The sequence below is a fragment of the Streptomyces sp. S.PB5 genome (genome assembly GCF_030403745.1).
Classification (GTDB): Bacteria; Actinomycetota; Actinomycetes; order Streptomycetales; family Streptomycetaceae; genus Streptomyces.
The window spans coordinates 18835-43881 of the sequence record NZ_JAQMWP010000019.1; the positions used below are offsets into that span (position 1 = coordinate 18835).

At 71.0% G+C, this 25047-nt stretch carries 22 protein-coding genes and 1 pseudogene; 13 read left to right on the forward strand and 10 right to left on the reverse strand.

Annotated features, from left to right (window positions below; genetic code table 11):
- The first annotated feature begins 192 nt into the window (after window positions 1-192).
- The 5 genes from PH203_RS38135 to PH203_RS38155 all read left to right on the forward strand — a co-directional run bounded on the left by PH203_RS38135 (window position 193) and on the right by PH203_RS38155 (window position 6136).
- Entirely contained in the window at window positions 193-1689 is a 1497-nt protein-coding gene (locus PH203_RS38135) for a glycoside hydrolase family 43 protein (RefSeq protein WP_289926285.1), read from the forward strand.
- Window positions 1690-1906: 217 nt separating this feature from the next.
- Complete coding sequence (locus PH203_RS38140) at window positions 1907-3205, forward strand: extracellular solute-binding protein (RefSeq protein ID WP_289926288.1); 1299 nt, start codon at window positions 1907-1909, stop codon at window positions 3203-3205.
- A 6-nt stretch (window positions 3206-3211) separates the two neighbouring features.
- Window positions 3212-4210 (forward strand): sugar ABC transporter permease, encoded by a 999-nt coding sequence (locus PH203_RS38145; RefSeq protein ID WP_289926290.1) that lies wholly within the window; start codon window positions 3212-3214, stop codon window positions 4208-4210.
- A 65-nt stretch (window positions 4211-4275) separates the two neighbouring features.
- A complete protein-coding gene (locus PH203_RS38150; protein ID WP_289926559.1) occupies window positions 4276-5040 on the forward strand; it encodes a carbohydrate ABC transporter permease in 765 nt (254 codons plus the stop codon).
- Between the two features lie 49 nt (window positions 5041-5089).
- Window positions 5090-6136, forward strand: coding sequence for an endo-1,4-beta-xylanase (locus PH203_RS38155; protein ID WP_289926291.1), 1047 nt, complete (start codon window positions 5090-5092; stop codon window positions 6134-6136).
- 96 nt (window positions 6137-6232) lie between these two features.
- On the opposite strand, the gene PH203_RS38160 is transcribed toward PH203_RS38155, so the two are convergent.
- The 3 genes from PH203_RS38160 to PH203_RS38170 form a co-directional block, all read right to left on the reverse strand.
- A complete protein-coding gene (locus tag PH203_RS38160) occupies window positions 6233-7279 on the reverse strand; it encodes a LacI family DNA-binding transcriptional regulator (protein WP_289926294.1) in 1047 nt (348 codons plus the stop codon).
- A 217-nt stretch (window positions 7280-7496) separates the two neighbouring features.
- Window positions 7497-7703: a DUF5999 family protein gene (locus PH203_RS38165; RefSeq protein WP_289926295.1), complete on the reverse strand. Its 207-nt coding sequence runs from the start codon at window positions 7701-7703 to the stop codon at window positions 7497-7499.
- Window positions 7704-7979: 276 nt separating this feature from the next.
- Window positions 7980-8564 (reverse strand): hypothetical protein, encoded by a 585-nt coding sequence (locus PH203_RS38170; RefSeq protein ID WP_289926296.1) that lies wholly within the window; start codon window positions 8562-8564, stop codon window positions 7980-7982.
- Window positions 8565-9116: 552 nt separating this feature from the next.
- On the opposite strand from PH203_RS38170, the gene PH203_RS38175 reads away from it, so the two are divergent.
- On the forward strand, window positions 9117-10634 hold the full coding sequence (locus PH203_RS38175; protein WP_289926297.1) for a glutamate-cysteine ligase family protein: 1518 nt from the start codon (window positions 9117-9119) through the stop codon (window positions 10632-10634).
- A 755-nt stretch (window positions 10635-11389) separates the two neighbouring features.
- Here the strand turns inward: PH203_RS38175 and PH203_RS38180 are convergent.
- Window positions 11390-13156, reverse strand: coding sequence for a substrate-binding and VWA domain-containing protein (locus tag PH203_RS38180; RefSeq protein WP_289926300.1), 1767 nt, complete (start codon window positions 13154-13156; stop codon window positions 11390-11392).
- A gap of 185 nt (window positions 13157-13341) precedes the next feature.
- Between PH203_RS38180 and PH203_RS38185 the strand changes: the two genes are divergently transcribed.
- Window positions 13342-14142 (forward strand): type II CAAX endopeptidase family protein, encoded by an 801-nt coding sequence (locus PH203_RS38185; RefSeq protein ID WP_289926302.1) that lies wholly within the window; start codon window positions 13342-13344, stop codon window positions 14140-14142.
- A 21-nt stretch (window positions 14143-14163) separates the two neighbouring features.
- On the opposite strand, the gene PH203_RS38190 is transcribed toward PH203_RS38185, so the two are convergent.
- Complete coding sequence (locus tag PH203_RS38190; protein WP_289926303.1) at window positions 14164-14973, reverse strand: PhzF family phenazine biosynthesis protein; 810 nt, start codon at window positions 14971-14973, stop codon at window positions 14164-14166.
- 151 nt (window positions 14974-15124) lie between these two features.
- On the opposite strand from PH203_RS38190, the gene PH203_RS38195 reads away from it, so the two are divergent.
- Window positions 15125-15910 (forward strand): cyclase family protein, encoded by a 786-nt coding sequence (locus tag PH203_RS38195; RefSeq protein WP_289926306.1) that lies wholly within the window; start codon window positions 15125-15127, stop codon window positions 15908-15910.
- Window positions 15907-17538: a thiamine pyrophosphate-binding protein gene (locus PH203_RS38200; RefSeq protein WP_289926307.1), complete on the forward strand. Its 1632-nt coding sequence runs from the start codon at window positions 15907-15909 to the stop codon at window positions 17536-17538. The genes PH203_RS38195 and PH203_RS38200 overlap by 4 nt, the downstream gene beginning before the upstream one ends.
- A 24-nt stretch (window positions 17539-17562) precedes the next feature.
- On the opposite strand, the gene PH203_RS38205 is transcribed toward PH203_RS38200, so the two are convergent.
- From PH203_RS38205 to PH203_RS38215, 3 genes are all read right to left on the reverse strand, one after another.
- The gene (locus tag PH203_RS38205; protein WP_289926308.1) at window positions 17563-18210 is read right to left on the reverse strand and encodes a response regulator transcription factor; all 648 of its coding nucleotides are present in this window, start codon (window positions 18208-18210) and stop codon (window positions 17563-17565) included.
- Window positions 18207-19433, reverse strand: a complete 1227-nt coding sequence (locus PH203_RS38210; RefSeq protein ID WP_289926310.1) for a sensor histidine kinase — start codon at window positions 19431-19433, stop codon at window positions 18207-18209. Before PH203_RS38210 ends, PH203_RS38205 begins: the two co-directional genes overlap by 4 nt.
- A gap of 98 nt (window positions 19434-19531) precedes the next feature.
- Window positions 19532-20650 carry an extracellular solute-binding protein gene (locus PH203_RS38215; protein WP_289926311.1) on the reverse strand — a complete coding sequence of 373 codons (1119 nt, stop codon included), beginning with the start codon at window positions 20648-20650 and terminating at the stop codon, window positions 19532-19534.
- Between the two features lie 203 nt (window positions 20651-20853).
- On the opposite strand from PH203_RS38215, the gene PH203_RS38220 reads away from it, so the two are divergent.
- Complete coding sequence (locus PH203_RS38220) at window positions 20854-21474, forward strand: PadR family transcriptional regulator (protein ID WP_289926313.1); 621 nt, start codon at window positions 20854-20856, stop codon at window positions 21472-21474.
- 74 nt (window positions 21475-21548) lie between these two features.
- Here the strand turns inward: PH203_RS38220 and PH203_RS38225 are convergent, their stop codons facing one another.
- Together PH203_RS38225 and PH203_RS38230 are read right to left on the reverse strand one after the other, a co-directional pair.
- Window positions 21549-21977 (reverse strand): SRPBCC family protein, encoded by a 429-nt coding sequence (locus PH203_RS38225; RefSeq protein WP_289926314.1) that lies wholly within the window; start codon window positions 21975-21977, stop codon window positions 21549-21551.
- 96 nt (window positions 21978-22073) lie between these two features.
- The gene (locus tag PH203_RS38230) at window positions 22074-22262 is read right to left on the reverse strand and encodes a hypothetical protein (protein WP_289926316.1); all 189 of its coding nucleotides are present in this window, start codon (window positions 22260-22262) and stop codon (window positions 22074-22076) included.
- A 198-nt stretch (window positions 22263-22460) separates the two neighbouring features.
- Here PH203_RS38230 and PH203_RS38235 point away from each other — a divergent pair, with 198 nt between their 5' ends.
- The 3 genes and pseudogenes from PH203_RS38235 to PH203_RS38245 form a co-directional block, all read left to right on the forward strand.
- Window positions 22461-22991 (forward strand): Clp protease N-terminal domain-containing protein, encoded by a 531-nt coding sequence (locus tag PH203_RS38235; RefSeq protein ID WP_289926317.1) that lies wholly within the window; start codon window positions 22461-22463, stop codon window positions 22989-22991.
- A 151-nt stretch (window positions 22992-23142) separates the two neighbouring features.
- Window positions 23143-24147: a DMT family transporter gene (locus PH203_RS38240; protein ID WP_289926319.1), complete on the forward strand. Its 1005-nt coding sequence runs from the start codon at window positions 23143-23145 to the stop codon at window positions 24145-24147.
- A gap of 89 nt (window positions 24148-24236) precedes the next feature.
- Window positions 24237-25042 (forward strand): annotated as a pseudogene (locus PH203_RS38245) (DMT family transporter); the annotation flags it as partial.
- Window positions 25043-25047 lie beyond the last annotated feature (5 nt).

Here is a 25047-nt window from a genome sequence, read left to right on the forward strand (position 1 = left end):
AAGCGCGGTTCCTGCAAGGTTCCGTGCGGCGTTGTCCGCGTCGCCCAGGTCGTGCCCCGGCACCAGCCCCGGTCCGCGCGAGCGGGGCCGGGGCCACCTTGCCCGTACCCCGGGCGACTCATACAGTCCGCTTCGTAATGTTCGTTGACTGGGTCGAATGTTTCGGAAGCCCCGGCCGGAGGGATTACACACATGCGGACGTACGACAACCCCGTGATCGGCGGATTCCATCCCGACCCGAGTGTGTGCCGGGTGGGCGAGGACTACTACCTCGTCTGCTCCAGCTTCGAGTACTTCCCGGGCGTGCCCCTCTTCCACAGCCGTGACCTGGTGCACTGGCGGCAGATCGGCAACGTCCTGGACCGGCCGGGCCAGTTGGAGCTGCCCGACGGGCTTCCTGCCTCGGCCGGGATCTACGCCCCGACCCTGCGCCACCATGACGGCCGGTTCCATCTGATCACCACCAATGTCGGCGCGGGCGGCAACTTCGTCGTCACCGCGGAAAGACCCGAGGGGCCGTGGTCCGACCCCGTGTGGATCGAGCTGGACGGCATCGACCCCGACCTGGCCTGGGACGAGGACGGCAACTGCTGGGTCGCCGTCGCGGGCTGTGCGGTCGCACGGATCGACCCCGCGTCGGGCAAGGTGCTGGAAGGGCCCCATCCGGTGTGGTCCGGGTCCGGGATGCAGGACCCGGAGGCGCCGCACCTGTACCGCATCGGCGAGTGGTGGTACCTGCTGGTCGCCGAGGGCGGTACGGGACTCGGGCACAGCGTCTCGATCGCCCGGGCGCGGTCGCCGCGCGGGCCTTTCGAACCGAACCCGTCGAACCCGGTGCTGACCCACCGCAGCACCGGCTCGCCCATCCAGTGCACCGGCCACGCCGACCTGGTCGAGGCGGTCGACGGGACATGGTGGATGGTGCTGCTCGGCACCCGTCCGCGCGGCTACTTCCCCTCCTTCCATGTGCTGGGCCGTGAGACCTTTCTGACCCCGGTGGAGTGGGGCGAGGACGGCTGGCCCGAGGTCGGCCCGGTCCTGGAACGGCACCCGGCGCCGGCCGCCTGGCACCCCGTCGGACTCCCGCCCGTACGGGACGACTTCGACGCCGCAGGTCTGGCCCCGCACTGGATCTCCCCGCGCCGCAGGCCGGACGAGGCGTGGTCGCTGGAGGAGCGGCCGGGATGGCTGACCCTGCGGGCGACGGGCGGCAGCCTGGACCGGGCCGCGCACACTTTCGTCGGACGCCGCCAGCAGCACCACGACTGCCGGTTCGCTGCCCGTCTTGACCCCGGAACGGGCCGCGCCGGACTCTCCGTACGCCTCGACGAGGCCCACCACTACGACATCGAGGTCGCCGGGGGAGAGGCCGCCGTGTTCGCCCGCGTCGGTCCGGCACGGCAGTGCCTGGCACGGCGGGAGGTGGCGGCGGGGCCGGTCACCCTCACCGTGGAGATCCGCACGGACCGGCTGGTGTCCCCGACCGGCCAGGAGGAGCCCGGACTGCGCGCCGGCGGCCCCGACGCGATCGCGCTCTCGGTCGACGGCGTACGGCTCGCGGACCTGGACGGCCGCTATCTGTCCACGCAGGTCGCCGGCGGCTTCACCGGGCGGGTGGTCGGGATGTACGTCACCGACGGCACCGCTGCCTTCGACTGGTTCGAGTACGAGCCCGGGACGCGGCGGTAGTTCCGGAAGGCGCCGGAAACTCTCGGAACGGGCAGTTCGGTGCCAACCGGCGCGGACGCCGTGAGAGTTGGCCGCAGATTCACCTCGTACAAGGGGTTGCCACCGTTTGGCAGCTGTCTCTAGGGTGCGGCAACAGCGAAGCTTTCTGGATCAACTCCGAAACTTTCGGTCCAGTGGACAGGCGTGGACGCGCCGTCCCGTACCCAAGGAGCACACCATGGGCGACCCGGCACTGTCCCGCCGCGGCTTCCTGGCGGCGTCCGCCGCGGCCGGTCTGGGCATGACCGCACTGAGCGGCTGCGGCGGCGACTCGGACGGAAACGAGTCGGCCGACGGGACGACCACGATCGAATGGTGGAACATCTCCACCACCGAACCGGCCCACACCGTCTGGGCGGATCTGGCCAAGAAGTTCGAGGCCCAGAACCCCAAGGTGAAGGTGAAGATCGTCCAGTTGGAGAACGACGCCTACAAGTCCAAGATGACGGCGCTGATCGCCTCCGGCAAGCTCCCCGACATCTTCCACACCTGGGGCGGCGGCGTCCTCAAGCAGCAGGTCGACGCGGGACTCGTCGAGGACCTCACCGACCGGACCAAGCCGTGGTCCGACGGTCTGCTGAAGGTGTCGAAGGAGCCCTATCTCCTCGACGAGAAGGTGTACGGCATACCGTTCGACATCGGCATGATCGGCTTCTGGTACAACAAGGCGCTCTTCCAGCAGGCCGGCATCGCCGAACCCCCCACCACCTGGAGCGCGTTCCTCGAAGCCGTCAGCAAGTTGAAGGCGAAGAACATCACCCCCATCGCCCTCGCGGGCAAGGAGAAGTGGCCCGGCATGTACTACTGGGCCTATCTCGCGATGCGCACCGCCGGCGCGAGCGCCCTGCAGAAGGCCTATGACGACAAGGACTTCACCGGCGCCGAGTTCGTCCAGGCGGGCGCCCATCTCAAGACCCTCGTGGATCTCCAGCCGTTCCAGAAGGGCTTCCTCAACGCCGCCTACTCCACCCCGACCGGCCAGGCGGCCACCGTCGGCAACGGCAAGGCGGCCATGGAACTCATGGGCCAGTGGGCCCCGAACGTACAGGCCGACTCCGGCAAGGGCCTCGGCAAGGACCTCGGCTTCTTCCCGTTCCCGGCGGTCGAGGGCGGCAAGGGCACCATCACCGAGGTGTTCGGCGGCGGCGGCGGGCACGCCCTGCGCCGGGGCGCCCCGCAGGCGGCGGTCGACTTCCTGAAGTTCTTCGCCTCGGAGGCGACCGACCTGGTACTGGTCAAGGAGACCGGCGCCCTCCCGGTGGTCCCGAACGCGGAGAGCGCCATCTCCGACCCCAACATCAAGGCCGTACAGGCGCAGTTGAACGCCGCCACCGGCTTCCAGCTCTACCTCGACCAGGCCTACGCCCCCGCCGTCGGCCAGGAGGTCAACGACAGCGTGGCCGCGCTCATCGCCGGCTCCAAGTCCCCCGAGCAGGTCGCCCAGTCGATCACGAAGGTCTCGAAGGAAGAGCAGTAGCAGCCGATGACCTCCACGTTCCTCGCAGACAAGCGGAGCGGTCCCGGCACGGACAGCCCGCCCCCGGAGAAGGTCAGGGCCCGGGGGCGGGCCCGGCGGCGCGTCCTCAACTGGCTGACCGCGATGGGGTTCCAGCTGCCCGCCCTGGTCCTGTTCAGCGGGCTCGTGCTGCTGCCGATGCTGTTCGCCCTGTACGCCGCCTTCTTCCGCTGGGGCGGCTTCGGGATGCCCGAGGACTACGTCGGTGTCGACAACTTCACCGACCTCTTCGACAACCCGGTCTTCCTGGGCGACCTGTGGCGCTGCCTCCTCCTGGTGCTGCTCACGCTGGCGTTCCAGCTGCCGTTCGCGCTCGCCATGGCCGTCATGCTCAACCAGCGGCTGCGCGGCCGGGCCGTCTACCGGATGCTGTTCTTCGCGCCCTACGTCCTGTCCGAGGCCATCACGGGCGTGCTCTTCAGCATGGTGTTCACCCCGGACGACGGCCTCGCCGACCACGTCCTCGGCAGCATCGGCCTGGACAGTCTCGGCGGGGAATGGTTCGCCGACCCGTCCTGGGTCATGCCGACCCTCTTCATCGTCATGACCTGGAAGTACTTCGGCTTCCACATGATGCTCTACCTGGCCGGGCTCCAGTCCGTCCCCCGGGAGCTGACCGAGGCGGCGCTGATCGACGGGGCGAGCGCCTGGCAGCGCTTCCGCAGTGTCACCCTGCCGCTGCTCATGCCCACCATCCGCATCAGCATCTTCCTGGCCGTCATCGGCTCCATCCAGCTCTTCGACCTGGTCTGGGTGATCACCCAGGGCGGCCCGGACCACCACTCCGAGACCATGGCCGTGACCATGTTCCAGTACGGCTTCAAGCGCTACCAGGTCGGCTATGCCAGCGCGATCAGCGTGGTCATGTTCGGCATCTGCCTCGTCTTCGCCCTCGGCTACCAGCGGTTCGTGCTCCGCCGCGACCTCGAAGGGGCCACCACCACGATGAGGGGGAACGGCAAGTGACCCGCAAGAGCAACGCCGCACGCACACTGCCGCTGCACGTCATCCTCGTCGCCGTCGGCGCCGTCATGGTCGTCCCCCTGGTCTACGCCGTCCTGTCCGGCTTCAAGTCCACCGACGAGCTCTCCAGCAACCCCTTCGGGCTGCCCAAGAAATGGCTGACCGGGAACTACACCGAGATCCTCGGCGGCGGCGACTTCTGGCGGCTGCTCGGCAACAGCACCCTGATCGCGGTCGCCACGACCGTGATCCTCGTCGCGGTGTCCGCGCTGGCGGCCTTCTCCTTCGCCCGGTTCGCCTTCCGGGGCCGGGAGGTGCTGTTCACCTTCTTCACGATGGGGCTGATGTTCCCCTTCGCGGTGGCCGCCCTGCCGCTGTTCCTGCTGCTGCGCTATCTCGGCCTGCTCGACAACCCGCTCGGCGTCATCCTGCCGCAGGCCGCCTTCGGGCTGCCGATGACCATCATCATCCTGCGCGCCTTCTTCCGGGAGATCCCCGGCGAACTGGAGGAGGCGGCCACCCTCGACGGGTGCAGCTCCTTCGGCTTCTTCTGGCGGGTGCTGCTGCCCATGGCCCGGCCGGCGCTCGGCACCGTCTCGGTGCTGGCCGTCGTCACCAGCTGGAACAACTTCATGCTGCCGCTGCTGGTGTTCACCGACAACACCTGGTGGACCCTGCCCATCGGCGTCCAGCAGTTCCAGGGCCAGTACTCCGCCGACTACGCGCGCATCTTCGCCTATCTCGTCGTCGCGATGGTTCCCGCCCTCGCCTTCTACTCGGTCGCCGAGCGACAGCTCGTCGGCGGCCTCACCGCCGGAGCCACCAAGGGCTGATGGCGTAAGTACGGCTCACCTCCCCCACCCGCACGTGAGGAGTCGCACCATGCGCAAGACCCGTCTGAGACTCATCGGCGCCCTCGCCGCCGGCTTGATGGCCGCCGGCGTCGGTACCGGCGCACCGGCCCAGGCGCAGGACGAGCCGGCCACCCTCGCCGAACTCGCCCAGCAGCACGGCCGCTACTACGGCAGCGCCACCGACAACCCCGAACTCGTCGACGAGCCCTACAAGGCCCTCCTCGGCAGCGAGTTCGACATGATCACCCCCGGCAACGGCCAGAAGTGGTACGCCACCGAACCCCAGCAGGGTGACTTCGACTTCACCCTGGGCGACGAGATCGTGAACCTCGCCCGCGCCAACCACCAGCGGGTACGCGGCCACACGCTCGTCTGGCACAGCCAGCTGCCCGACTGGCTCACCAGCCGCGAGTGGACGGCGCCCGAGCTGCGGGCCGTGCTGAAGAAGCACATCCAGACCGAGGTGCGCCACTACCGCGGCAAGATCTACGCCTGGGACGTCGTCAACGAGGCCTTCAACGAGGACGGCACCTACCGCGAGACGATCTTCTACAAGACGCTCGGCCCCGGCTACATCGCCGACGCCCTGCGCTGGGCCCACCAGGCCGACCCGAAGGCCAAGCTGTACCTCAACGACTACAACGTCGAGGCGGTCGGCCCCAAGAGCGACGCCTACTACAAGCTCGCCAAGGAACTGAAGGCGCGGGGTGTCCCGCTGCACGGATTCGGCCTCCAGGCGCACCTCGCGCTGCAGTACGGCTATCCGACGACCCTTGAGGACAACCTGCGGCGCTTCGCCAAGCTCGGCCTGGACACCGCGCTCACCGAGGTCGACGTACGGATGATCCTGCCCGCGGACGAGGCGAAGCTGGCCACGCAGGCAGAGTGGTACCGCGATCTGACCGAGGCGTGCCTCGCGGTGCGTCGCTGCGTGGGCATCACGCTGTGGGACTACACGGACAAATACTCCTGGATCCCGGCGTTCTTCGACGGCGAGGGTGCCGCCCTGCCCTGGGACGAACAACTCCAGCCGAAGCCCGCCTACTTCGCGATCAGGGAGGCACTCGAGAAGTAGCGGCACGCTGAGACACCCGGCGGCTGGGCAAGGAGGGGAGTCCGCCGGGATGAGGCCCGGCCCGGGGGTGTGGTCCACCGCCGGGCCGGTGCCGTGTCAGCGGGCCGGGGGAGCGGTGCTCGCGCGGATCACCAGTTCCGTGCCGAGCTCCACCCGCGGCGAGTCCGGCTGTTCGTCGCGGGCCAGCCGCAGGACCGTACGGACGGCCAGCTTGCCCATGTCGGCGAGCGGCTGGCGGATCGTGGTGAGGGGCGGGGCGGACCACCGTACTTCCGGAAGATCGTCGAAACCGACCAGGCTCATGTCCTCCGGGACCCGCAGACCCCGGCGGCGCATCGCCTCGACCGCGCCGAGCGCCATCTGGTCGCTGGCGGCGAAGATCGCCGTAGGGGGGTCGGGCAGGTCCAGCAGGGTGTTGCAGCCGGCGAACCCGGACTCGGGCCGGAAGTCGCCCGGTACGACGACGGCGTCGTCGACCACGAGTCCCGCACCCTCCAGCGCCGCGCGGTAGCCGTCGAAGCGGGCCCGGGAGCACAGCAGCCGGGGCGGGCCCGCGATCAGGCCGATCCTGCGGTGGCCCAGCGACAGCAGATGCTCGGTGGCCGCCATGCCGCCCGACCAGTTCGCGGCACCGATGGTGGGGGCGTCCAGCGCCGGGGAGCCCGCCGGGTCGACGACGACCAGCGGGACGCCGAGGATGCGCAACTCCTCGTGCAGCACCGGCTCCAGGTCCGAGGTGACCAGGATGACGCCGTCGGAGGCGCGGGCCCTGAGGTTGCGCATCCACTCGCGGGCGTCGCCGGAACGGCCGTGGATCGCCGAGACCACGGTCCCGACGCCGGCCGCGTGCGCCACCTCCTCGACCCCTCGGATGATCTCCACCGCCCAGGGGCTGTCGAGGTCGTTGAAGACCAGGTCGAGCAGGGCGGCGCCGGTGCCGGAGGCCGTCGGGCGCTTGCGGTAGCCGTGCCGGCGCAGCAGCTCCTCCACACGGGCCCGGGTCTTCGGGGACACGTCGGAACGGCCGTTGACGACCCGGGAGACGGTCGGTACGGAGACCCCGGCCTGCCGGGCGATCTCGGTGATGGTGATCCGGCCCCCCGTGTCGGACGGCCCCTCGGTGTCGACCTCGTGTGCTGCCAACTCCCCACCTCCGTCGACGGATCGAAACTTCCAGAAGTCTTCCGGAAAACGGGCAGCCGTGGGAGGGGAACGCGAGGGATGACCGTAGTGGACAAGGGGGAACACGAGGAGTGAGCACCCCTGGACATGCGTCGGGGCCGGTTCGCAGCGAGTGTCTGCGGGCCGGCCCCTCAAATCACCGGGGCGGTCGGTCCCACCGCCCGGTATCGCCTGCGCCTCAGGCTGCGGTCATCACCTGTTCGGTGCCCAGCGGGCGGTGCGGGGCGATGATCTTGCCGTCGGGCAGGAGCTCACCGGTGTCCTCGAAGAGCAGAACGCCGTTGCACAGCAGGCTCCAGCCCTGCTCCGGGTGGTGCGCCACGAGTCGGGCGCCCTCCCGGTCGGCGGATTCGGCGGTCGGACACGACGGCTGGTGCTGGCACATTGGTGGGATCTTTCGCTTCGGCGTGGTTTTCATCGCTGCCCCCGTTGTGATAAGTCGGTCGGAACCAGTGTTGCCCCACGGGCGTCAATCCGCAGGGATTTGGCAGCACCGCTACTCACAGGTTCATGACGCATCACCCGCCTGGACGGTTCATCCCAACTGCACTGTCTCTTCGGGTGGTTCGAGATGGCCGGATGGGGCTAGTCCGGTCGGGGCGGGGCATGAAAATGGCTCGTACGAGCTTTATTGCGCTCGTACGAGCCGGGGTTCTGGTTTTCAGGCGAGCTGTCCCAGCAAGGGGCCCGGAGATACCCGATGGGTCAGCACCGGGAGCAGTTCGGCCACCCGGTGCGGCCGGTGGGCGGCGATACCGGGCGGCGCGGGGGCGAGCGGGACGAGCAGATCGGTGGCGGCGGGGTGGCCGGAGGCGCCGTCCGCGGTGCAGTCGCCGTGCAGCCAGAGCGTGAGCATGTAGAGGCCGGGGACCGAGAGCAGACGGGGCTGGTAGGGCTGTTTCATCGTCTCGGCCTGGCGCAGTGCGCGCTCGGTCGAGGTGATGTAGGGACCCTCGAAGAAGTGCGAGAAGGCCCACCCGTCGGGGGTCAGCCGGGTCTCGGCCGCGGCCACCGCATGATCCCCGCTGCGGATCAGGAAACGCCAGCCGGCCAGCCGGGTGGCGGAGGCGCCCGCTGCGGTGATCTCGTCAAGTACGTATACGGGCAGGGGGAGTTCGGGGGTGGTCGGACCCTGGGCGGCGCGCAGGGAGGGAGTTCGGGCCTCGCGGACCGCGGTGGGCGAACCGAGCGCAGTGAGGACGGAGCGAAGTGCTGGTGCGGGAGCCGGGGGGACATGCAGCGGCATGGTGGTTCGCCTCTCATTCGACAGGCACGGTGGCGCGAGGGCGTGGGCGGACGGCGCTGTCAGCTCGCGGGGGCAGAGTGGCGGGGGCCGGGTCGTGAGGCGTGCGTGGTGTGGGTGAGCCCGCCGTACGTCACCTCGACGGCAGGATCGGACCGACCGTGGGCGCCAGCCTTCTGTCTCGTCCGCGGAGTTTATACGACACGTGTTCAGACGGTGTTTCATCTAGCCGTTTCCGACGTGAAGAACAAGGGGCAATTCGGTCGGCGACAAGCGGGAATCATCCCGATTTCCAGCGGCTGTAAGGCGATGACCTGGATGAATGTCCAAGGCGCGGTCGGCCCGTTCTCGTCGGCGTTTTTCACGAGATGTTCAGGGAACTCGAAACTGCGCCGAGCCGTATGCCCGATGAATGTGCCGCCGGTCTCGGGCAACAGGGTAGCGGGCGACGGGTCCGCGCGGGACGTTATCGATCGCCTCGGCTGGGCATCATCCCACGTGACCCGAGACCGGCGGCCGGATCTTCGGCCCGCCCATCCGAGGAGGGACGCTTCGATGGGGGAGAAGGTCGTGGCAGGTCGGTTCGATCTGTCCGATCGGCAGCTCTACCGCGGCAAGCTCCGCAAGTGCCTGACGGGACTGGAGCGGCTGCTGGAGGAGAGGCGGTTCGACCGCCCCAGGAACCTCATGGGGCTGGAGATCGAATTGAATCTCGCCGGTACCGACGGCATGCCGAAAATGCTGAATGCGCAAGTGCTCGAACGGATCGCGAGCCGAGATTTCCAAACAGAACTCGCCATGTTCAATCTGGAAGTCAACATAGCCCCACACCCTTTGGGTGGCCGGGTATTCGACCGGCTGGCGGAGGAAATCCGCACCTCGCTGGCATATGCGCACCGGAAAGCGGGCGAGCTCGACGCGGGAATCGTGATGATCGGCATTCTGCCGACGCTGGACCGGGATGACCTGGTCTCCTCCAACCTCTCCGACGTCGACCGCTACACGCTGCTCAACGACCAGATCGTGGCCGCGCGCGGTGAGGACTTCGTCCTCGACATCGACGGCGTCGAGCATCTCGTCTGCACCTCCAAGTCCATAGCCCCGGAGGCCGCCTGCACCTCCGTCCAGCTGCACCTCCAGGTCACCCCGGCCCGCTTCGCCGCCGTGTGGAACGCGGCACAGGCCGTCGCCGCCGCGCAGATCGCCGTCGGGGCCAACTCGCCCTTCCTCTTCGGGCATGAGCTGTGGCGCGAGTCCCGGCCGCCGCTGTTCCAGCAGTCCACGGACACCCGGCCGCCCGAGCTCCAGGCCCAGGGGGTCCGGCCGCGGACCTGGTTCGGCGAGCGGTGGATCTCCTCGGCGTACGACCTCTTCGAGGAGAATCTGCGCTACTTCCCGCCGCTGCTGCCCATCTGCGACGAAGAGGATCCGCTGAAGGTGTTGGACGAGGGCGGCGTCCCGTCCCTCGCGGAACTCGTCCTGCACAACGGCACGGTGTACCGCTGGAACCGCCCCGTCTACGGCATCGCCGACGGCGTCCCGCACCTCCGCGTCGAGAACCGCGTGCTCCCGGCCGGCCCCACCGTCACGGACGTCATCGCCAACGCCGCGTTCTACTACGGCGTCGTCCGCGCCCTGGCGGAGGAGTCCCGCCCGATCTGGACCCGGCTGCCCTTCGAGGCGGCCGCCGCCAACTTCGACGCGGCCTGCCGCGACGGCATCGACGCCCGCTTCGACTGGCCGCGACGGGGCCGGTACGGCGGCCTGGCCCAGATCGACGCCGTCACCCTCGTCCGCGACGAATTGTTGCCGCTGGCCGAGGCGGGCCTCGCCGCGTGGGGCGTGGAGCCCGCCGACCGGGACCTGTACCTGGGCGTGATCGAAGAACGCTGCCGCCGCCGCACCAACGGCGCGACCTGGCAGTCCGCCACCTTCCACCGGGCCCTGGAATCAGGCCTCGACCGCAGTGCCGCACTCGCCGCGACGACCCGCCGGTACGCAGAACTGATGCACCTCGGCGAACCGGTCCACACCTGGCCGGTGGGCCTCCCGGAGCCGGTGCCGCTGGGGTGAGACGGGGGTGGAACGGGCTGTGGGGTGCGGGGAGCGGTGGGCTGTCGCGGACGGTGGGTTGGGGGAGCCGTGGGCTAGGACGGGCGGTGAGTTGGGGCGAGCCGTGGGCTGTGACGGGCGGTAGGTCGGGAGGAGCGGCGGGTTGCGGCGGGCGGTGGGTTGGGGGGAGTCGTGGGTTGTGGCGGACGGTGGGTTGGGGCGGGCCGCGGGCTGTGACGGGCGGTAGGTCGGGAGGAGCGGCGGATTGTGGCGGGCGGTCAGTCGGGGCGAGCCGCTGGCTGTGGCGGACGGCGAACCGTGCTTCCCGTGCCCCCGCCGCCCCCGTTCCTGCGGCGCGGCTCGGCTTGCTGCCGGCGCCGCCGCCCTCGCCCCTGCGGCTCGCGCCAGCCTGCTCCTGGCGCCCTCGCTTCTACGGCTCGGCGCAGTCTGCTCCCCGTGCCCCCGCTCCCGCTGCCCCCGCCCCCATGGCGCGACTCGGCGTGCTCCCGGCGCCGCCGCCCTCGCTCCCGCGGCTTGCGCCAGCCTGCTCCTGGCGCCCCCGCTCCTACGGCCCGGCTCAGCCTGCTCCCCGTGCCAACGCTCCCGCGGCTCGGCTTGCTGCCGGCGCCGCCACCCCCGCTCCTACGGCTCGCGCCAGCCTGTGCCCCCGCTCGCGCTCCCGCGGCTCGGCGCGCTCCCAGCCCCCCGCTACCCCCGCTCCCGCGGCTCGCGCCAGCCTGCTCCCGGCGCCCGCGGCGCCCCCGGTGCGCCTCACCTCACCCCGCCCCCTGCGCCCCCGCCGCCACGATTGCCTTCAGGATGACCTCGTGGATCTCGGACGGGTCGGTTACCTCCTGGCCTGTGCCGCCTGTGGACCGGGCTATCTGCTGGGCCTCGGCGCGGTCCGCGTCGGGGCCGACGGCGATCATGATCAGGGGGACCGGGCGGTCGGGGTCGGTGAGTTGCTGGAGGCGGCTGATGAGGGTGCCGCGGGAGATGCTGCCGGGGTCCTGGTTGACGCCGTCCGTCAGGACGACCAGGGCGTTGAACTTGCCGTCGGCGTAGGAGGAGGTGGCCGCCTTGTACGCGGCGAGCGTGGTGTCGTACAGGCCCGTCGCGCCGTTCGGGACCGGTGTGAGGCCGCTGAAGGCCGCCGTGAGTTCGTCCCGTTGGGTTCCGCCGTCCTTGCTGTCGCCCAGGCGCCCCGTCGGCACGAGGACCCGGTAGTCCTTGTCGCCGTCCAGCTTGGTGGAGAACTTCCAGAGGCCGATCTCGTCCTCCGGTGTGAACGTGGCGAGCGCCTGGAGGAGGGACGCCTTGGTGACGTCCATGCGGGACTGGGACGTACCCGGGACCAGTTCGGACATGGAGGAGGACGCGTCGACGACCGTGGTGATCCGCGCGTTCTGCACGGTGATCGTCCAGGTGCCCAGCGCCTCCTGGAGGGCCGTCTCCGCGGCCGGCTTGAGGGCGTCCTGCGCATACGGCTGCGGCTTGCTGCCGCCCGCCCGCGTCACCAGCGTCTGCGGCACCTCGTCGGCGGACGTACGGAAGCCGTACTTCTCCATGAGCCGCGCCTGCTCGGGCTTGCGCAGATAGTTCATGAACCGCAGCGCCGCCCGGCTCTCGTCGGTGGTGAGCTTCGGCTGGTCGACCAGTGAGAACGGGTAGTCCAGCCGGGGCGAGCCGTCCTTCGGGTAGAAGAGGTCGAGTCCCTCGCCGTCCCCGGCGGAGTTGTACGCGAACGCCGCCTGCTCGCTGAGGATCAGCGCCTGGTTGCGCTTGGGGTTGCCCTGCTCGGTGCCCGAGGAGTCGCGCGGCAGGGTGTCGAGCACCTGGGTGTCGCTGTCGGAGGTCCGCTGCGACAGCGTCTTCATCATGGCCGCGGCCTGGGTGTCCCCACCCTCGATCCCGGCGGCGCCGGTGCTCAGCTGGGTCAGGGCGAGCAGCCCCGTCGCACTGCGCGAAGGATCGGCCGCGCCCAGCTTGAGCGAGTCGTCCTGCATGGTCGCGCCGACCAGCTCGATCCAGTCGTACGACTTCTGCGGCCACCCCAGCGACTTCGCGGCCTCAGGGACCATCGCCACACCGACCGGGCTGGAGGCGAAGCTGCCGACCGGGGTCACCTCCGTCGCCTTGGTGTCCGCCGCGATCCGCTGGATCCACAGCTCCGAGTCAGGAACCCACACCTGGACATCGGTCTTCCTGCCCGCCAGCAGGGTGTCGGTGAGCTTGTACGAGTCCTGCGCGGTCACCTCCATGGCGACGCACCGGCCGTCGGAGGTCAGGTTCTGGTCACGGGCGCGCTTCGCCGCGGCGCGCAGGGCCGGGGCCAGGTCGGGGGAGGCGGCTAGCTTCAGCCGCACCGCGTCGTCCTGGCAGGAGCCACCGAAGGAGAGCAGTCCGCTCTGGACCGCGGCCGCCGTACCGCCCGCGGCGGTCAGGACGAGCACCGTCGCGATGGCCACCGTACGGCGACGGGTGCGTGGGCGGGGGTCGCTGCCGCCCGCCCCATACTGATCGGGCAAGCTGTGACGTCCCATGACGGTGGTGCCCCTCCCTGTCGTACCTGCTGCCGGTCCACGGCCGTATGGCATGCGAAGGGGAGGTCTGCCCCGTACGGTGTCCGTCCCCCGACGGCCTGTCACGCACGATCTTCGTAAGTTCTTTCGAGACCCTAGCGGGGCGGCGTTGGGGATGGGACGGGATTACTGAATTGGAGTCAGGTGTGCAGGGAGAGGCGGGCCTCGTGGCCGATTCTTTTCCAGAAGACCGCCCTTCACGGCGGATCTTCCGGGACGAGACGCTGCTCGTTCTGGGGCTTTCGCTCGGTGCGAGCGGAGTGTCCGCCCTCATCAGCTTTGTCGGATCGGTCACCAAACCGGGCGGGCTGAAGGACCAGGCGGCCACCCTCAACGCCTCCGCCGCGCCGGGCCGCCCCTGGCTCGATCTCGCCTGGCAGCTCTTCGGGATCGCCTCGTCCCTGGTGCCCGTCCTCCTCGTCGCGCACTTCCTGCTGCGCGAGGGCGGGAGCCTGCGCACCCTCGGCTTCGACCGCACCAGGCCCTGGCCCGACCTGGGCCGCGGGGCGGCGATCGCGGCGGTGATCGGCAGCACCGGAATCGCCTTCTACCTGGCCGCACGCGGGCTCGGCTTCAATCTCACGGTGGTGCCGGAGGCGCTGCCCGAGGTGTGGTGGAAGTACCCGGTGCTGATCCTCTCCGCGATGCAGAACGCGATCCTCGAAGAGGTCATCGTCGTCGGCTATCTGCTGCGCCGGCTGCACCAGTTGGGCTGGACGCCCGGGACCGCGCTGGTGGCCAGTTCTGTGCTGCGCGGGTCGTACCACCTCTACCAGGGCATCGGCGGGTTCATCGGCAACATGGTGATGGGCGTGGTGTTCGTCTACCTCTACCGCAGATGGGGGCGGGTGGGCCCGCTGGTGGTGGCGCATTCCCTGCTCGACATCGGGGCGTTCGTCGGCTACGCGCTGCTGGCCGGGAAGGTGGACTGGCTGCCGACGGCATGACCCCCGGCAGCCGGCGATCCGCTAGACGAGCAGCTCGCCCTCGATGGTGGTGACCGCGCGGCCGGTGAGCAGTGTGCGGTCACCGATCAGCTGCGTGCGCACGCGGCCGGAGCGCGGCGAGGCCTGGAGGCCGGTGAGGTCGGTACGGCCCAGGCGCTCGGACCAGAAGGGCGCGAGGGCGGTGTGGGCGCTGCCGGTGACCGGGTCCTCGTCGATCCCGATGTTCGGGAAGAAGCAGCGGGAGACGAAGTCGTAGCCGAGCTCGGGGTTCTCGGCGCGGGCGGTGGCGATGACACCGCGCTCCGAGTAGGCACCGAGCGCCCTGAGGTCGGGGCGCAGTGCGTGGATCGTCTTCTCGTCCGCCAGCTCGACCAGCAGGTCACCGACGTTCGGCCCGGTGTCGAAGGCGGCCAGCGGCTCGGCGCCGAGAGCCGCGGCGACCCCGTCCGGCAGCTCGACCTGGGTGAGCGGGGCGGTGGGGAAGTCGAGGGTGACCGAGCCGTCCGCAGCGGGCGTGGCGATGAGCACCCCGCTCCGTGTGGCGAACCGCACCGGGCCCTCGTGGGCACCGGTGGTGTGCAGCACATGGGCCGTGGCCAGCGTCGCGTGCCCGCACAGGTTCACCTCGGCGGCCGGCGTGAACCAGCGCAACGCCCAGTCCGCCTCCCCGCCCGCGGGCAGCCGGTGGGCGAACGCCGTCTCGGCGTGATTGACCTCCACGGCGATGTTCTGCAGCCGGTTGTCGTCCGGGAAGGCGTCCAGGAGCAGCACCCCGGCAGGGTTCCCGGCGAAGGGGCGGTCCGTGAAGGCGTCGACGATTCGGATACGCATGAGTCCGACGCTAGAGGCCCGGGAAACCGCAGACCAAGGCCAATTCCGGAGCACTGGACCGATTTGGGGACGGGCACTCTCTGGACGCGCCCGGACAGCGGTGCGACCGTCGTCAACGCGTCCCGCGCCCACGACAGCTCAGGAGGTCTCCATGACCAAGCCGTCCGTTCTCGCCGCGCTGATGTCCGGGCTGCGGAGCGGCGCGATCGAAGTCGTCGATCTGACCGCGCCGCTGTCGTCGGAGACCCCGGTGATCCAGCTGCCCGAGCCGTTCGGGCAGACGCAGGTGTTCGAGCTGGAGGAGATCAGCCGGTACGACGACCGGGGGCCGGCCTGGTACTGGAACAACTTCCGTACCGGGGAGCACACCGGGACGCACTTCGACGCCCCCAACCACTGGGTCACCGGCAAGGACCTCGCCGACGTGGCCTCCGTACCGGCGAGCCGGCTGATCGCCCCCGCCGCCGTGCTGGACTTCTCCGCGCTCGCCGCCAAGGACCCCGACTTCCTCGTCGAGGTGGACCACATCAAGGCGTGGGAGACCGAGAACGGGCCGCTGCCCGAGGGCGGTTGGCTGCTGTTGCGGACCGGATGGGACGCTCGCTCGCACTCGCAGGAGGAGTTCCTGAACGCCGACGAGAACGGCCCGCACACCCCCGGTCTGTCGCCGGAGTGCGCGCGCTGGGTCGCCGAGGAGTCGCCGGTGATCGGCCTCGGGACCGAGACCGTGGGCACCGACGCCGGAGCGGCCCACTCCTTCGACCCGCTCTTCCCGTGCCACTCCTACCTCATGGGCAACGACAAGTACGGGCTCACCCAGCTCCAGAACCTGGGCGAACTGCCCGCCACCGGTGCCGTCGTCATCGCCGGCCCGCTGCCCATCCTGAAGGGCTCCGGCTCACCCGCCCGCGTCCTCGCCCTCGTGGAGCGCTCATGAAGGTCGCCGAAGCCGTCGGCCGGGCACTGACCGCGGCCGGCGTGGACCACGTCTTCGGCGTGGTCGGGTCGGGCAACTTCCACCTCACCAACGCCATGGTCGCCGCCGGTTCCCGCTATGTCGCCGCCCGCCACGAGGGCGGAGCCGCCACCATGGCCGACGCCTACGCCCGGATGAGCGGGGCGGTCGCCGCGCTCAGCGTCCACCAGGGCCCCGGTCTCACCAACGCCCTGACCGGCATCGCCGAAGCCGCCAAGAGCCGTACCCCGCTTCTCGTGCTCGCGGCCGAGGCGACGCAGCCCACGTCCAACTTCTACGTCGACCAGGAGGCGCTGGCCCGTGCGGTCGGCGCGGTCACCGAGCGCGTGAGCTCCCCGCACTCCGCGGTCGAGCAGGCCTGCGGCGCCGTACGCCGTGCCCTGCACGAGCGTCGTACCGTGCTGTTGAACCTGCCCCTGGACGTACAGGCCCTGGACGTCGCCGACACCGCCGCGATCGCCGTCGTCCCGCCGCCCGCGCGGGCCGCAGTCGAGCCGTCGGACGCCGACGTGGCGGCCCTGGTCGCCGCACTCGAAGGCGCCCGCCGCCCCGTCTTCGTGGCAGGCCGCGGCGCCCGCTCGCCGGGCGCCCGGGACGCGCTCGTCGCGCTCGCCGGACACCACGGCGCGCTGCTGGCCACCTCCGCCGTCGCCCACGGGCTGTTCCAGGGCGACCCGTGGTCGCTCGGCATCTCCGGGGGTTTCGCGTCCCCGGTGGCGGTCGAGCTGATCCAGGGCGCCGATCTCGTCGTCGGCTGGGGCTGCGCCCTCAACATGTGGACCATGCGGCACGGCCGTCTCATCGGCCCGGACGCCGTCGTCGTACAGGTCGACGACGACGCGTCCGCGCTCGGCGCCCACCGGCAGGTGCACCTCGGTGTCGTCGGGGACGTGGAACGCACCGCACGGCGTGCGCTCGACGCCGGCGGCAACGAGCGGCGGGAGGGGTACCGGGGCGAGGCCGTCGGCCCGCAGGTGCGATGGCGGGACGTGCCGTACGAGGACGAGAGCACCCGGGACCGCATCGACCCGCGCACGCTCGGCATCGCCCTCGACGACATCCTCCCGGCGGAGCGGGTGATCGGCGTGGACTCCGGGAACTTCATGGGCTACCCGAGCGCCTATCTGTCCGTCCCCGACCACCACGGGTTCTGCTTCACCCAGGCCTTCCAGTCGATCGGCCTGGGCCTCGCGACCACGATCGGCGCCGCGCTGGCCCGGCCGGACCGGCTGCCGGTGGCCGCGCTCGGCGACGGCGGCGCGCTGATGGGCGCGGCCGAGCTGGACACCGTACGCAGGCTGGGGCTGCCGATGGTGGTCGTGGTGTACGACGACGAGGGGTACGGGGCCGAGGTGCACCACTTCGGGCCGGACGGCCACCCGCTCGACACGGTCACCTTCCCGCCCACCGACATCGCGGCCATCGCCCGCGGCTACGGCTTCGAGGCGGTGACCGTGCGGACGTGCGCCGATCTCAAGGCGGTCGAGGACTGGGTGGCGGGGCCGCGGTCGGCGCCGCTGCTCGTCGACGCCAAGGTGGCGGGGGAGCACGGGGCCTGGTGGCTGGAGGAGGCGTTCCGAGGGCACTGAGGGGTAGCCGGGGCGAACCGCCTGTCAGTCGAGCTGGATCAGCCCCCGCCGCGCGGCCTCCGTCACGGCAGCCGCGCGGTTCTCCACCTTCAACTTGCGGTAGATCCGCACGAGATGCGTCTTCACGGTCGCCTCGCTGAGGAACAGGGCCTGGGCGATCGCCCGGTTGCTCAGCCCCTCCGACGCCAGCCGCACGACCTCCACCTCGCGCTCGGTGAGATCGACGTCGGGCCGGACCACCTGCCCGACGAGTTCGCCGACCACCTCGGGGGCGAGGGCCAGCACGCCGACGGCGGCCCCGCGCACGGCCCGGAAGAGTTCCTCGGGCGGCCCGGCCTTCAGTACGTATCCCCGCGCGCCTGCCTCCAACGCCCGCACCACGTCGGCCCGCCCGGAGTAGCTCGTCAGCATCAGCACGGGTACGGCGGGAGCCTCGGCGCTCAGCCGGCGGACCGCGTCGACACCGTCGAGGTCGGCGCCCGCGAACCGGAGGTCCATCAGCACGACGTCCGGCTTCAGCTCCACGGCCAGCCGTACGGCCTCCTCGCCGCTGCCCGCCTCCGCGACCACCGCGAGATCCGGTTCGCCCTCGAGCAGGGCGCGCAGTCCGGCCCGTACGACGGCGTGGTCGTCGGCGATCACCAGGCGGACGGGCGTCCGGTGGTCCGTCATCCGGCGGTCGCCGAGGTCAGCCGGGGAGTCGCCGCCGGCAGCACGGCCCGCACGTGTGTCCCCCGGCCCGGCGCGCTGGTGACCCGCAGGTCGCCGCCGTACTCGCGCAGCCTCGCGCGGGCGCCGGGCAGGCCGAAGCCACGGGTCGACAGGGCGGGAGCCCCGGCAGCGCCCGCCGGATCGAAGCCCACTCCGTCGTCCTGTACGTCGAGTTCGACGCGGTCCGCCTCATGGTGGAGGGTGACCAGCACATGCGCAGCGCGCGAGTGGTCACGCACATTCGCCAGCGTGCCCTGGGCCACCCGGAACAGGGTGGCGGCCGCCTGCTCGTCCAGGACGGGACGGGGCTCGCCCGCGGAACGGAACCGCACCTGCGCCGCGGCCCCCGCCTGCTCCACCTGGGCGCACAGCAGCCGCAGCGAGCCTTCGAGGCCGGCCTCGGCGACGGCGGACGGGGTGAGGTCGTGGATGATCCGGCGGGTCTCGGCGAGATTGCCGTCCAGACCATCGGCCACCGCGCGCACCCGGGTGCGGGCCGCGTCCGGCCGCCGGTCCCAGTCCCGCTCGGCGGCCTGCAGCAGCATCAGGCTGCCCGCGAGCTCCTGGGCGAGGGTGTCGTGCAGATCCCGGGCGATCCGGGCACGCTCGGCGAGCACACCCGCCCGGCGCTGCTCCTCGGCCAGGACGTCACGGGTGCTCCGCAACTCCTCGAGGAGGCGCTGGCGTTCGGCCGCGTCCCGCTGCTGCGACCGGTAGAGGGCGACGGTGCCCCAGACGGCCGCGACCGGGACCAGCGCCATCTCCAGGTCGAGCCGGCCGGTCGAGCCGAGCAGCCGGCCGCCGAGAAGGAGGGAGATCGCACCCACCGCCACGAGCGCCGCCCGCCGCCCGAGGGCCCGCAGCGCCGCGCACGCCAGGGGCACCCCGCACCAGGCGTACGCCCAGGTCAGCGGGGTCGGGGCGAGGAACAGCAGGAGGCCCCACAGGGTGAGCAGGGTGGTGATCCAGGCGGCCCGGACGGCCGGACCGAGCCGGTTCCACAGCCCGAGACCGGTCCCGTACACCACGGCCAACAGCCCGCTGACGCCGACGATCTGCGGGCACAGCGGGCTGTCGAGAGCGAGGAGCCGCACGGCGGCGACACCCACGACGAGGAAGAACACGAGGTGCGGGGCGTGTTCCAGGGTGCGCCGGGTGCCGTTGGCGAGAGCGCGGTCGGTCACGGCAGATCCCCTTGGACTCACTGATCCACTCGGACAGGGCGCCCGAGTCTATCGAGGACTCGTATGACCTATGTGAAGTGTTGTGAAGCGCTGTTGCGTCACGCCCCCGGGTGCAGCCCCGGCCAGCCCGGCGTCGGGTCACCCTTCACCTCGCCGAAGTACAGCGCGAAGGTCTGCTTCCAGCGCTCGATCGCGGCACGGTCGGCCATGAAGCGGGGGAAGCCGTCGATGTGCGCGTTGGGGTACTCCCACACCGGCTTCAGACCCGTAGGGGGAGTGACGTCGGCGCGGACGGACCAGCCGTTGAAGGAGCCCTGCTGGGTGCCGAGCGACAGCTGCCAGTTGAGGTACAGCTTGGCGGCGGCCGGGTGCGCGGCCTGCTTCAGGATCGCGGCGCGCTGGCCCCAGGCCATGAACGGGGCGCTGTCCGGGACGACCCACTTCACGGGCCCGGTGGCGAGCGGGGCGCCCGAGCCGCCGACGCCGATCGCGTGGGTGCCGGCGCGGACCGCGTCGGCGGGGGAGTTGCTGCCGCGCGCGAACCGGACGTCCTGGGCGGCGAACCCGGCCACCCATTCCCAGCCGTACTTCTGGGCGTAGAGCGAGAAGAGGTAGAGGACCGCGTCGTCGTCATGCGGGTACGACGAGGCGATCTTCCCCTTCCACTTCGGGTCGACCAGGTCCAGCGGGGTGCTCGGGGCGTCCGAACCGACCACCGACGGGCTGTACATGAAGCTGAACCCGATCGCCCCGATGGCGACCCAGGCGCCGTGCGGGTCCTTGAACTTGTCGTACACCTTGGAGAACCCGGCGGGCTTGTACCGCAGCAGCCGCCCCTGCTCCTTCCAGCGGGTGAAGTCCTGGAGGGTCTGCAGCTGGACGACATCGGGGACGAGGGTGTCGGTCGCGAGCTGGTTGTCGACGCGGACGTCGTGGTACTTGCTGTAGTCCACCACCAGGGTCAGGTCGATGTCGGGGAAGCGCCTCAGGAACGCGGCCTTGGTGAAGTCCTGCTGTGTGGGCGTGTCCCCACCGGCGTAGATGACGAGCTTCCCGCCCTCCGCGAGCGCGGCCTGGTACAGCTCGTCGAGGGTTCTGGTCTCCTCGGTACTGGTGCGGCCCGCGGCCTGGGCGGACGTGCTGCTCAGCGCGCCGAACGCGAGTGCGGCACCGGCGCTGGTCGCGAGAACACGGCGTCTGCTGGGGAAGCTGGACATGGCGTGGAGACCTCTCTGCTGGGGGTGACTCCCGCATCCTGACCGTTTCCGGTGGCTGCCCGCGTCCTCCGTGCGGAGCGAGGGGCGGGCTGGAGAGGTAAGCGCGATTCAACCGAACGATTGACCTGGGCGCTTGTCAGTCGAACTATTCCGATATATCGTTGACGCATCGCGACAGATCAACGATGGATGGAGTGATTGCGATGCGTTCCCATGGATTCGAACGTGGACACGGTGGCCCTGGCCCGCGCGGCCGGGGTGGTTTCGAAGGACGGCGTGATGCCTTCGGGCCCTTCGGTCCGGGCGGTGGCCCCGGTGGTTTCGGCGGGCCCGGTTTCGGGCCGGGGCCCTGGGGTCCGCGAGGGCGTGGCGGTCCCAGGGGGAGGGCGCGGCGCGGCGACGTACGGGCGTCGATCCTCGCCCTGCTGAGGGACCGGCCCATGCACGGGTACGAGATGATCCAGGAGATCGCCGAACGCAGCGGCGGGGCATGGAAGCCCAGCCCGGGTTCGGTGTACCCGACCCTTCAGCTGCTGGAGGACGAGGGCCTGATCGCCAGTGAGAGTGAGGGCGGCAAGAAGCTGTTCGCGCTCACCGACGCCGGCCGTACCGCGGCCGAGGAGGGCCCCGACGCGCCCTGGGAGGAAGCCTCCCGTGGTGTCGACTTCGAGGCGCTGGGCGAGATCCGCCAGGCCGGCTTCGGTCTGATGGAGGCCTTCGGCCAGGTCTGGAAGACCGGCAGCAAGGAACAGCGCGAGAAGGCCCTCGCCGTCATCAACGAGGCCCGCAAGAAGCTGTACCTGATCCTCGCCGACGAGGACTGACAGGCGTGACGACGTGAAAGAGGCGCCCCGTGGACCCGGTCCACGGGGCGCCTTCACGTGCGCGTGTGTCGGGGTCAGGCCACCAGCCCGGCGAGCTTGCGCAGCGACTCGTTGAGCGCGGCGGTGCCCGAGTCCTTGAGCTTGCCCGCCATGAGGGCGACCGCGGCGCCGGTGAACTCGCCGTCGATGCGGACGGTGGTGGCGTCGCCGTCGGGGGTCAGGGTGTAGCGCGTGGCCACCGTCACCGCCATCGGACCCTTGCCCTTGATGGCGAAGGTGCGGGCCGGCTCCACCTCTTCGATGGTCCACTCGACCTCGGCCGGGAAGCCCATCAGCTTCATGTTCTCCTGGAAGGTCCCGCCCGCCTCGAGAGCCGTCGGACCGCCCTCGGGGAAGCTGGTGTGCGTGGCGTTCCATTCGCCGTACGCGGACCAGTCGGTGAGTTGGGCCCACACCTTCTCGGTCGGCGCCTCGATCCGTGCCTCCGCGCTGATTTCGGGCATGCGACCACCTCTTTGTCTCGGGCTGTGGTGTCGCGGAACGTAGCCGCAGGGGTCGCAACATTCAATACTGATGAACTGTCAGAAAATATGGAGACCTCAGCTCACCAGCCGTATCACCGCCGCGTCGAACAGATCCCAAGCCCGCGGGAACCCGCTCTCGTCGTGGCAGTGCCACGCCTCCCAGAACAGGTCGGCGAGCAGTGCGTCCTCCGGGGCGTACACCCGGTACACGTACTGCCTGTCGTCGATGGCCGGCAGAGCAACCAGCCAGCACCTGCTCTCCATGTCCGTGTTGGACGTACGAGGGGGCACGGCGGTTGCGCACGGGGCGCGAGGCGGGACGGCACGCGCCCCTGCGGGCAGTGCGGCCTGATGTCATCCGTAAGGAGGAGATTCCGGCCGTCGGGGTCCACTCTGTGTGGGACGCGAAGATGGTTCCCTCCGGGGATGCCTCATGCCGACGTGGCTGATGGGGTGGGGGATGTGCCACCCCGTATACCCCGACAGTCCGCGAACGAGCCGGGCGGTCACCGCGCGGACATCGATGCCGGCCTCGGTGAGGACCTGGCAGCGGTGGTCTCCGGCGCGCGTCGGCGGGCGCTCCGGGACGGGGACCGGCAGATCGACACGGCCCATCTGCTGCACTCGCTCCTGGAGCACGACGCCGAGGTCCGCGCCGTCTTCGAGGACGGACCGCAGCTGGCCCGGCTCCTCGGCTATCTCGTGCAGCGCAGCATCGGCTACGGCCTGCGCTGGCAGGGCAGCGTCGAGGACTCCGGCGCGGTGCCCGTGGTGCCCGAGTCGGAGGGGTACTCGCCGCTGGCCGCGGGCGCGATGGAGCACGCCGCCGAGCGTGCCGTCCGCCGCGGCCTCGTCCGTGCGAACGGCACCGACCTGCTGAGCGCCCTCGTCCTCGACCCCGAGGCCCGCGCCGTCGAGGTCCTCACCCACGCCGGCATCGAGGCGGCCGTGGTGCTGGACCGGATCGAGAGCCGGGTGCGGCGGGCCGTCTGAGCCCGGTCGGGATCAGCCGTCCGGGCCCGATCCGGGCGGCCCTGCATGCCTAGCCCCCCTGTCCTGCTCACCTGATCCCGGCCGTCTGCCCGGTCCAGCCGCTGAGACAGGTGTCAAGGGGGGTGACGCTCATGTCATCGCCTGTCATCATGTGCCGGTGCATACGACTGACAGCAGAGGCGGCAACCGCGGAAAGGGCGTCGGGCTCGGACTCGCGCTCGCGTCCGCGGTCGCCTTCGGAGGATCCGGCGTCGCGGCCAAGCCGCTGATCGAGGCGGGGCTCGACCCGCTCCACGTGGTGTGGCTGCGCGTGGCCGGCGCGGCCCTGGTGATGCTGCCGCTCGCCGTCAGGCACCGCGCGCTGCTGCGCACCCACCCCGCCCTGCTCGCCGGGTTCGGTCTGCTCGGCGTGGCCGGTGTCCAGGCGTTCTACTTCGCCTCGATCTCCCGGCTGCCGGTCGGTGTCGCCCTGCTCGTCGAGTACCTCGCCCCCGCCCTCGTCCTGGGCTGGGTCCGGTTCGTGCAGCGCAGGCCGGTCACGCGCGCCGCCGCCGTCGGTGTGGTCCTCGCGGTCGGCGGCCTCGCCTGTGTCGTCGAGGTCTGGTCCGGGCTGAGCGTCGACGCCGTCGGCCTGCTCCTCGCGCTCGGCGCCGCCTGCTGCCAGGTCGGCTACTTCGTCCTGTCCGACCAGGGCAGCGGCTCCGGCACCGGGGCCCCCGATCCGCTGGGCGTCATCGCGTACGGCCTCCTCGTCGGCGCCCTCGTGCTCACCGTCGTCGCCCGCCCCTGGACGATGGACTGGTCCGTGGTCGGCGGCACCGCCGACCTGAACGGCACCTCGGTCGCCGCCGCCCTGCTGCTGTCCTGGATCGTCCTCGTCGCCACGGTCGTCGCCTATGTCACCGGCGTCCACTCGGTGCGACGGCTCTCGCCCCAGGTCGCCACCGTGGTCGCCTGCCTCGAAGCGGTCATCGCGACCGTCCTGGCCTGGGTCCTGCTCGGCGAGCACCTGTCCGCCCCGCAGATCATCGGCGGTGGGGTCGTCCTCCTCGGCGCCTTCATCGCCCAGTCGTCGACCCCGGTGAAGCCCTCCCCGGAACCGGTCGCGAGCGGCGGCCCCGAAAGGGAGCTGTCCGCTCGCTCCGCCGCCTCCTAGGCTGACGATCATGCATTCCCACCGAGTCATGGCAGCGCCCGCTGCCCGATTCGGCTGACCCAACCCGGCCCCCGCCGCGCCTTTTCGCCCTCGTACTGCTGACCGCCGCACGTCTGCTGCGCGGCCCGCGGTCCCGTGCCGCCGTACGGGAACCGCAAGCCCGCAAGGCCGTGCGGGCCGTCGCCACGGGGCTCGGGCTCGCGGGGTTCCAGACCGCTTACTTCGCCGCCGTGCAAGCCACCGGACTGGCCGTGGCCACCGTGGTGACGCTCGGCGCCGGTCCCGTCCTCGTCGCGCTCGGGGCCCGGCCGGCCCTGGGGGAGCGGCTCGGGCGTGGCGGGGCCGTCGCCGTCGTCGGTGCGGTCGCCGGGCTCGGGGTGCTCACGCTCGGCGGCGGGGACTCGACGGTACGGCCCTCAGGCGTGCTGTTCGGCTCGTCTCGGCGGCCGGGGGGTGCGCGACGACCCTGCTCACGCTCCGCTGGGGCCGGGACGGCGGGACGGACGCCGCCGGTACGTCGGTCGGGGTGTTCGCGGTGACCAGCGTGCTGCTGCTGCCGTTCGCGCTGGCGGAGGGGCTGGTGCCGCAGACCGGGGAACCCGCCCTGATGCTCTGGCTGTTGGGCTACCTCACGGCCGTCCCCACGGCCCTCTCCTACGCGCTCTACTTCGCGGGCGCGGCCGTCGTGCGCTCGGCCACCGTGTCCGTGATCATGCTCCTCGAACCGGTCAGCGCGGCGGTGCTCGCCGTCGTCCTGTTCGGCGGACACCTCACGGCACCGATCCTCGCCAGCACCCTGCTGATGCTGGGTGCCGTCACCGGGCTCGCGGTGTCGGAGGCACGTGGGGCGCGGCGGGCGGCCATGTGGCGCCGAGGGGCCCTCGCCGTCCGGTGAGGGCC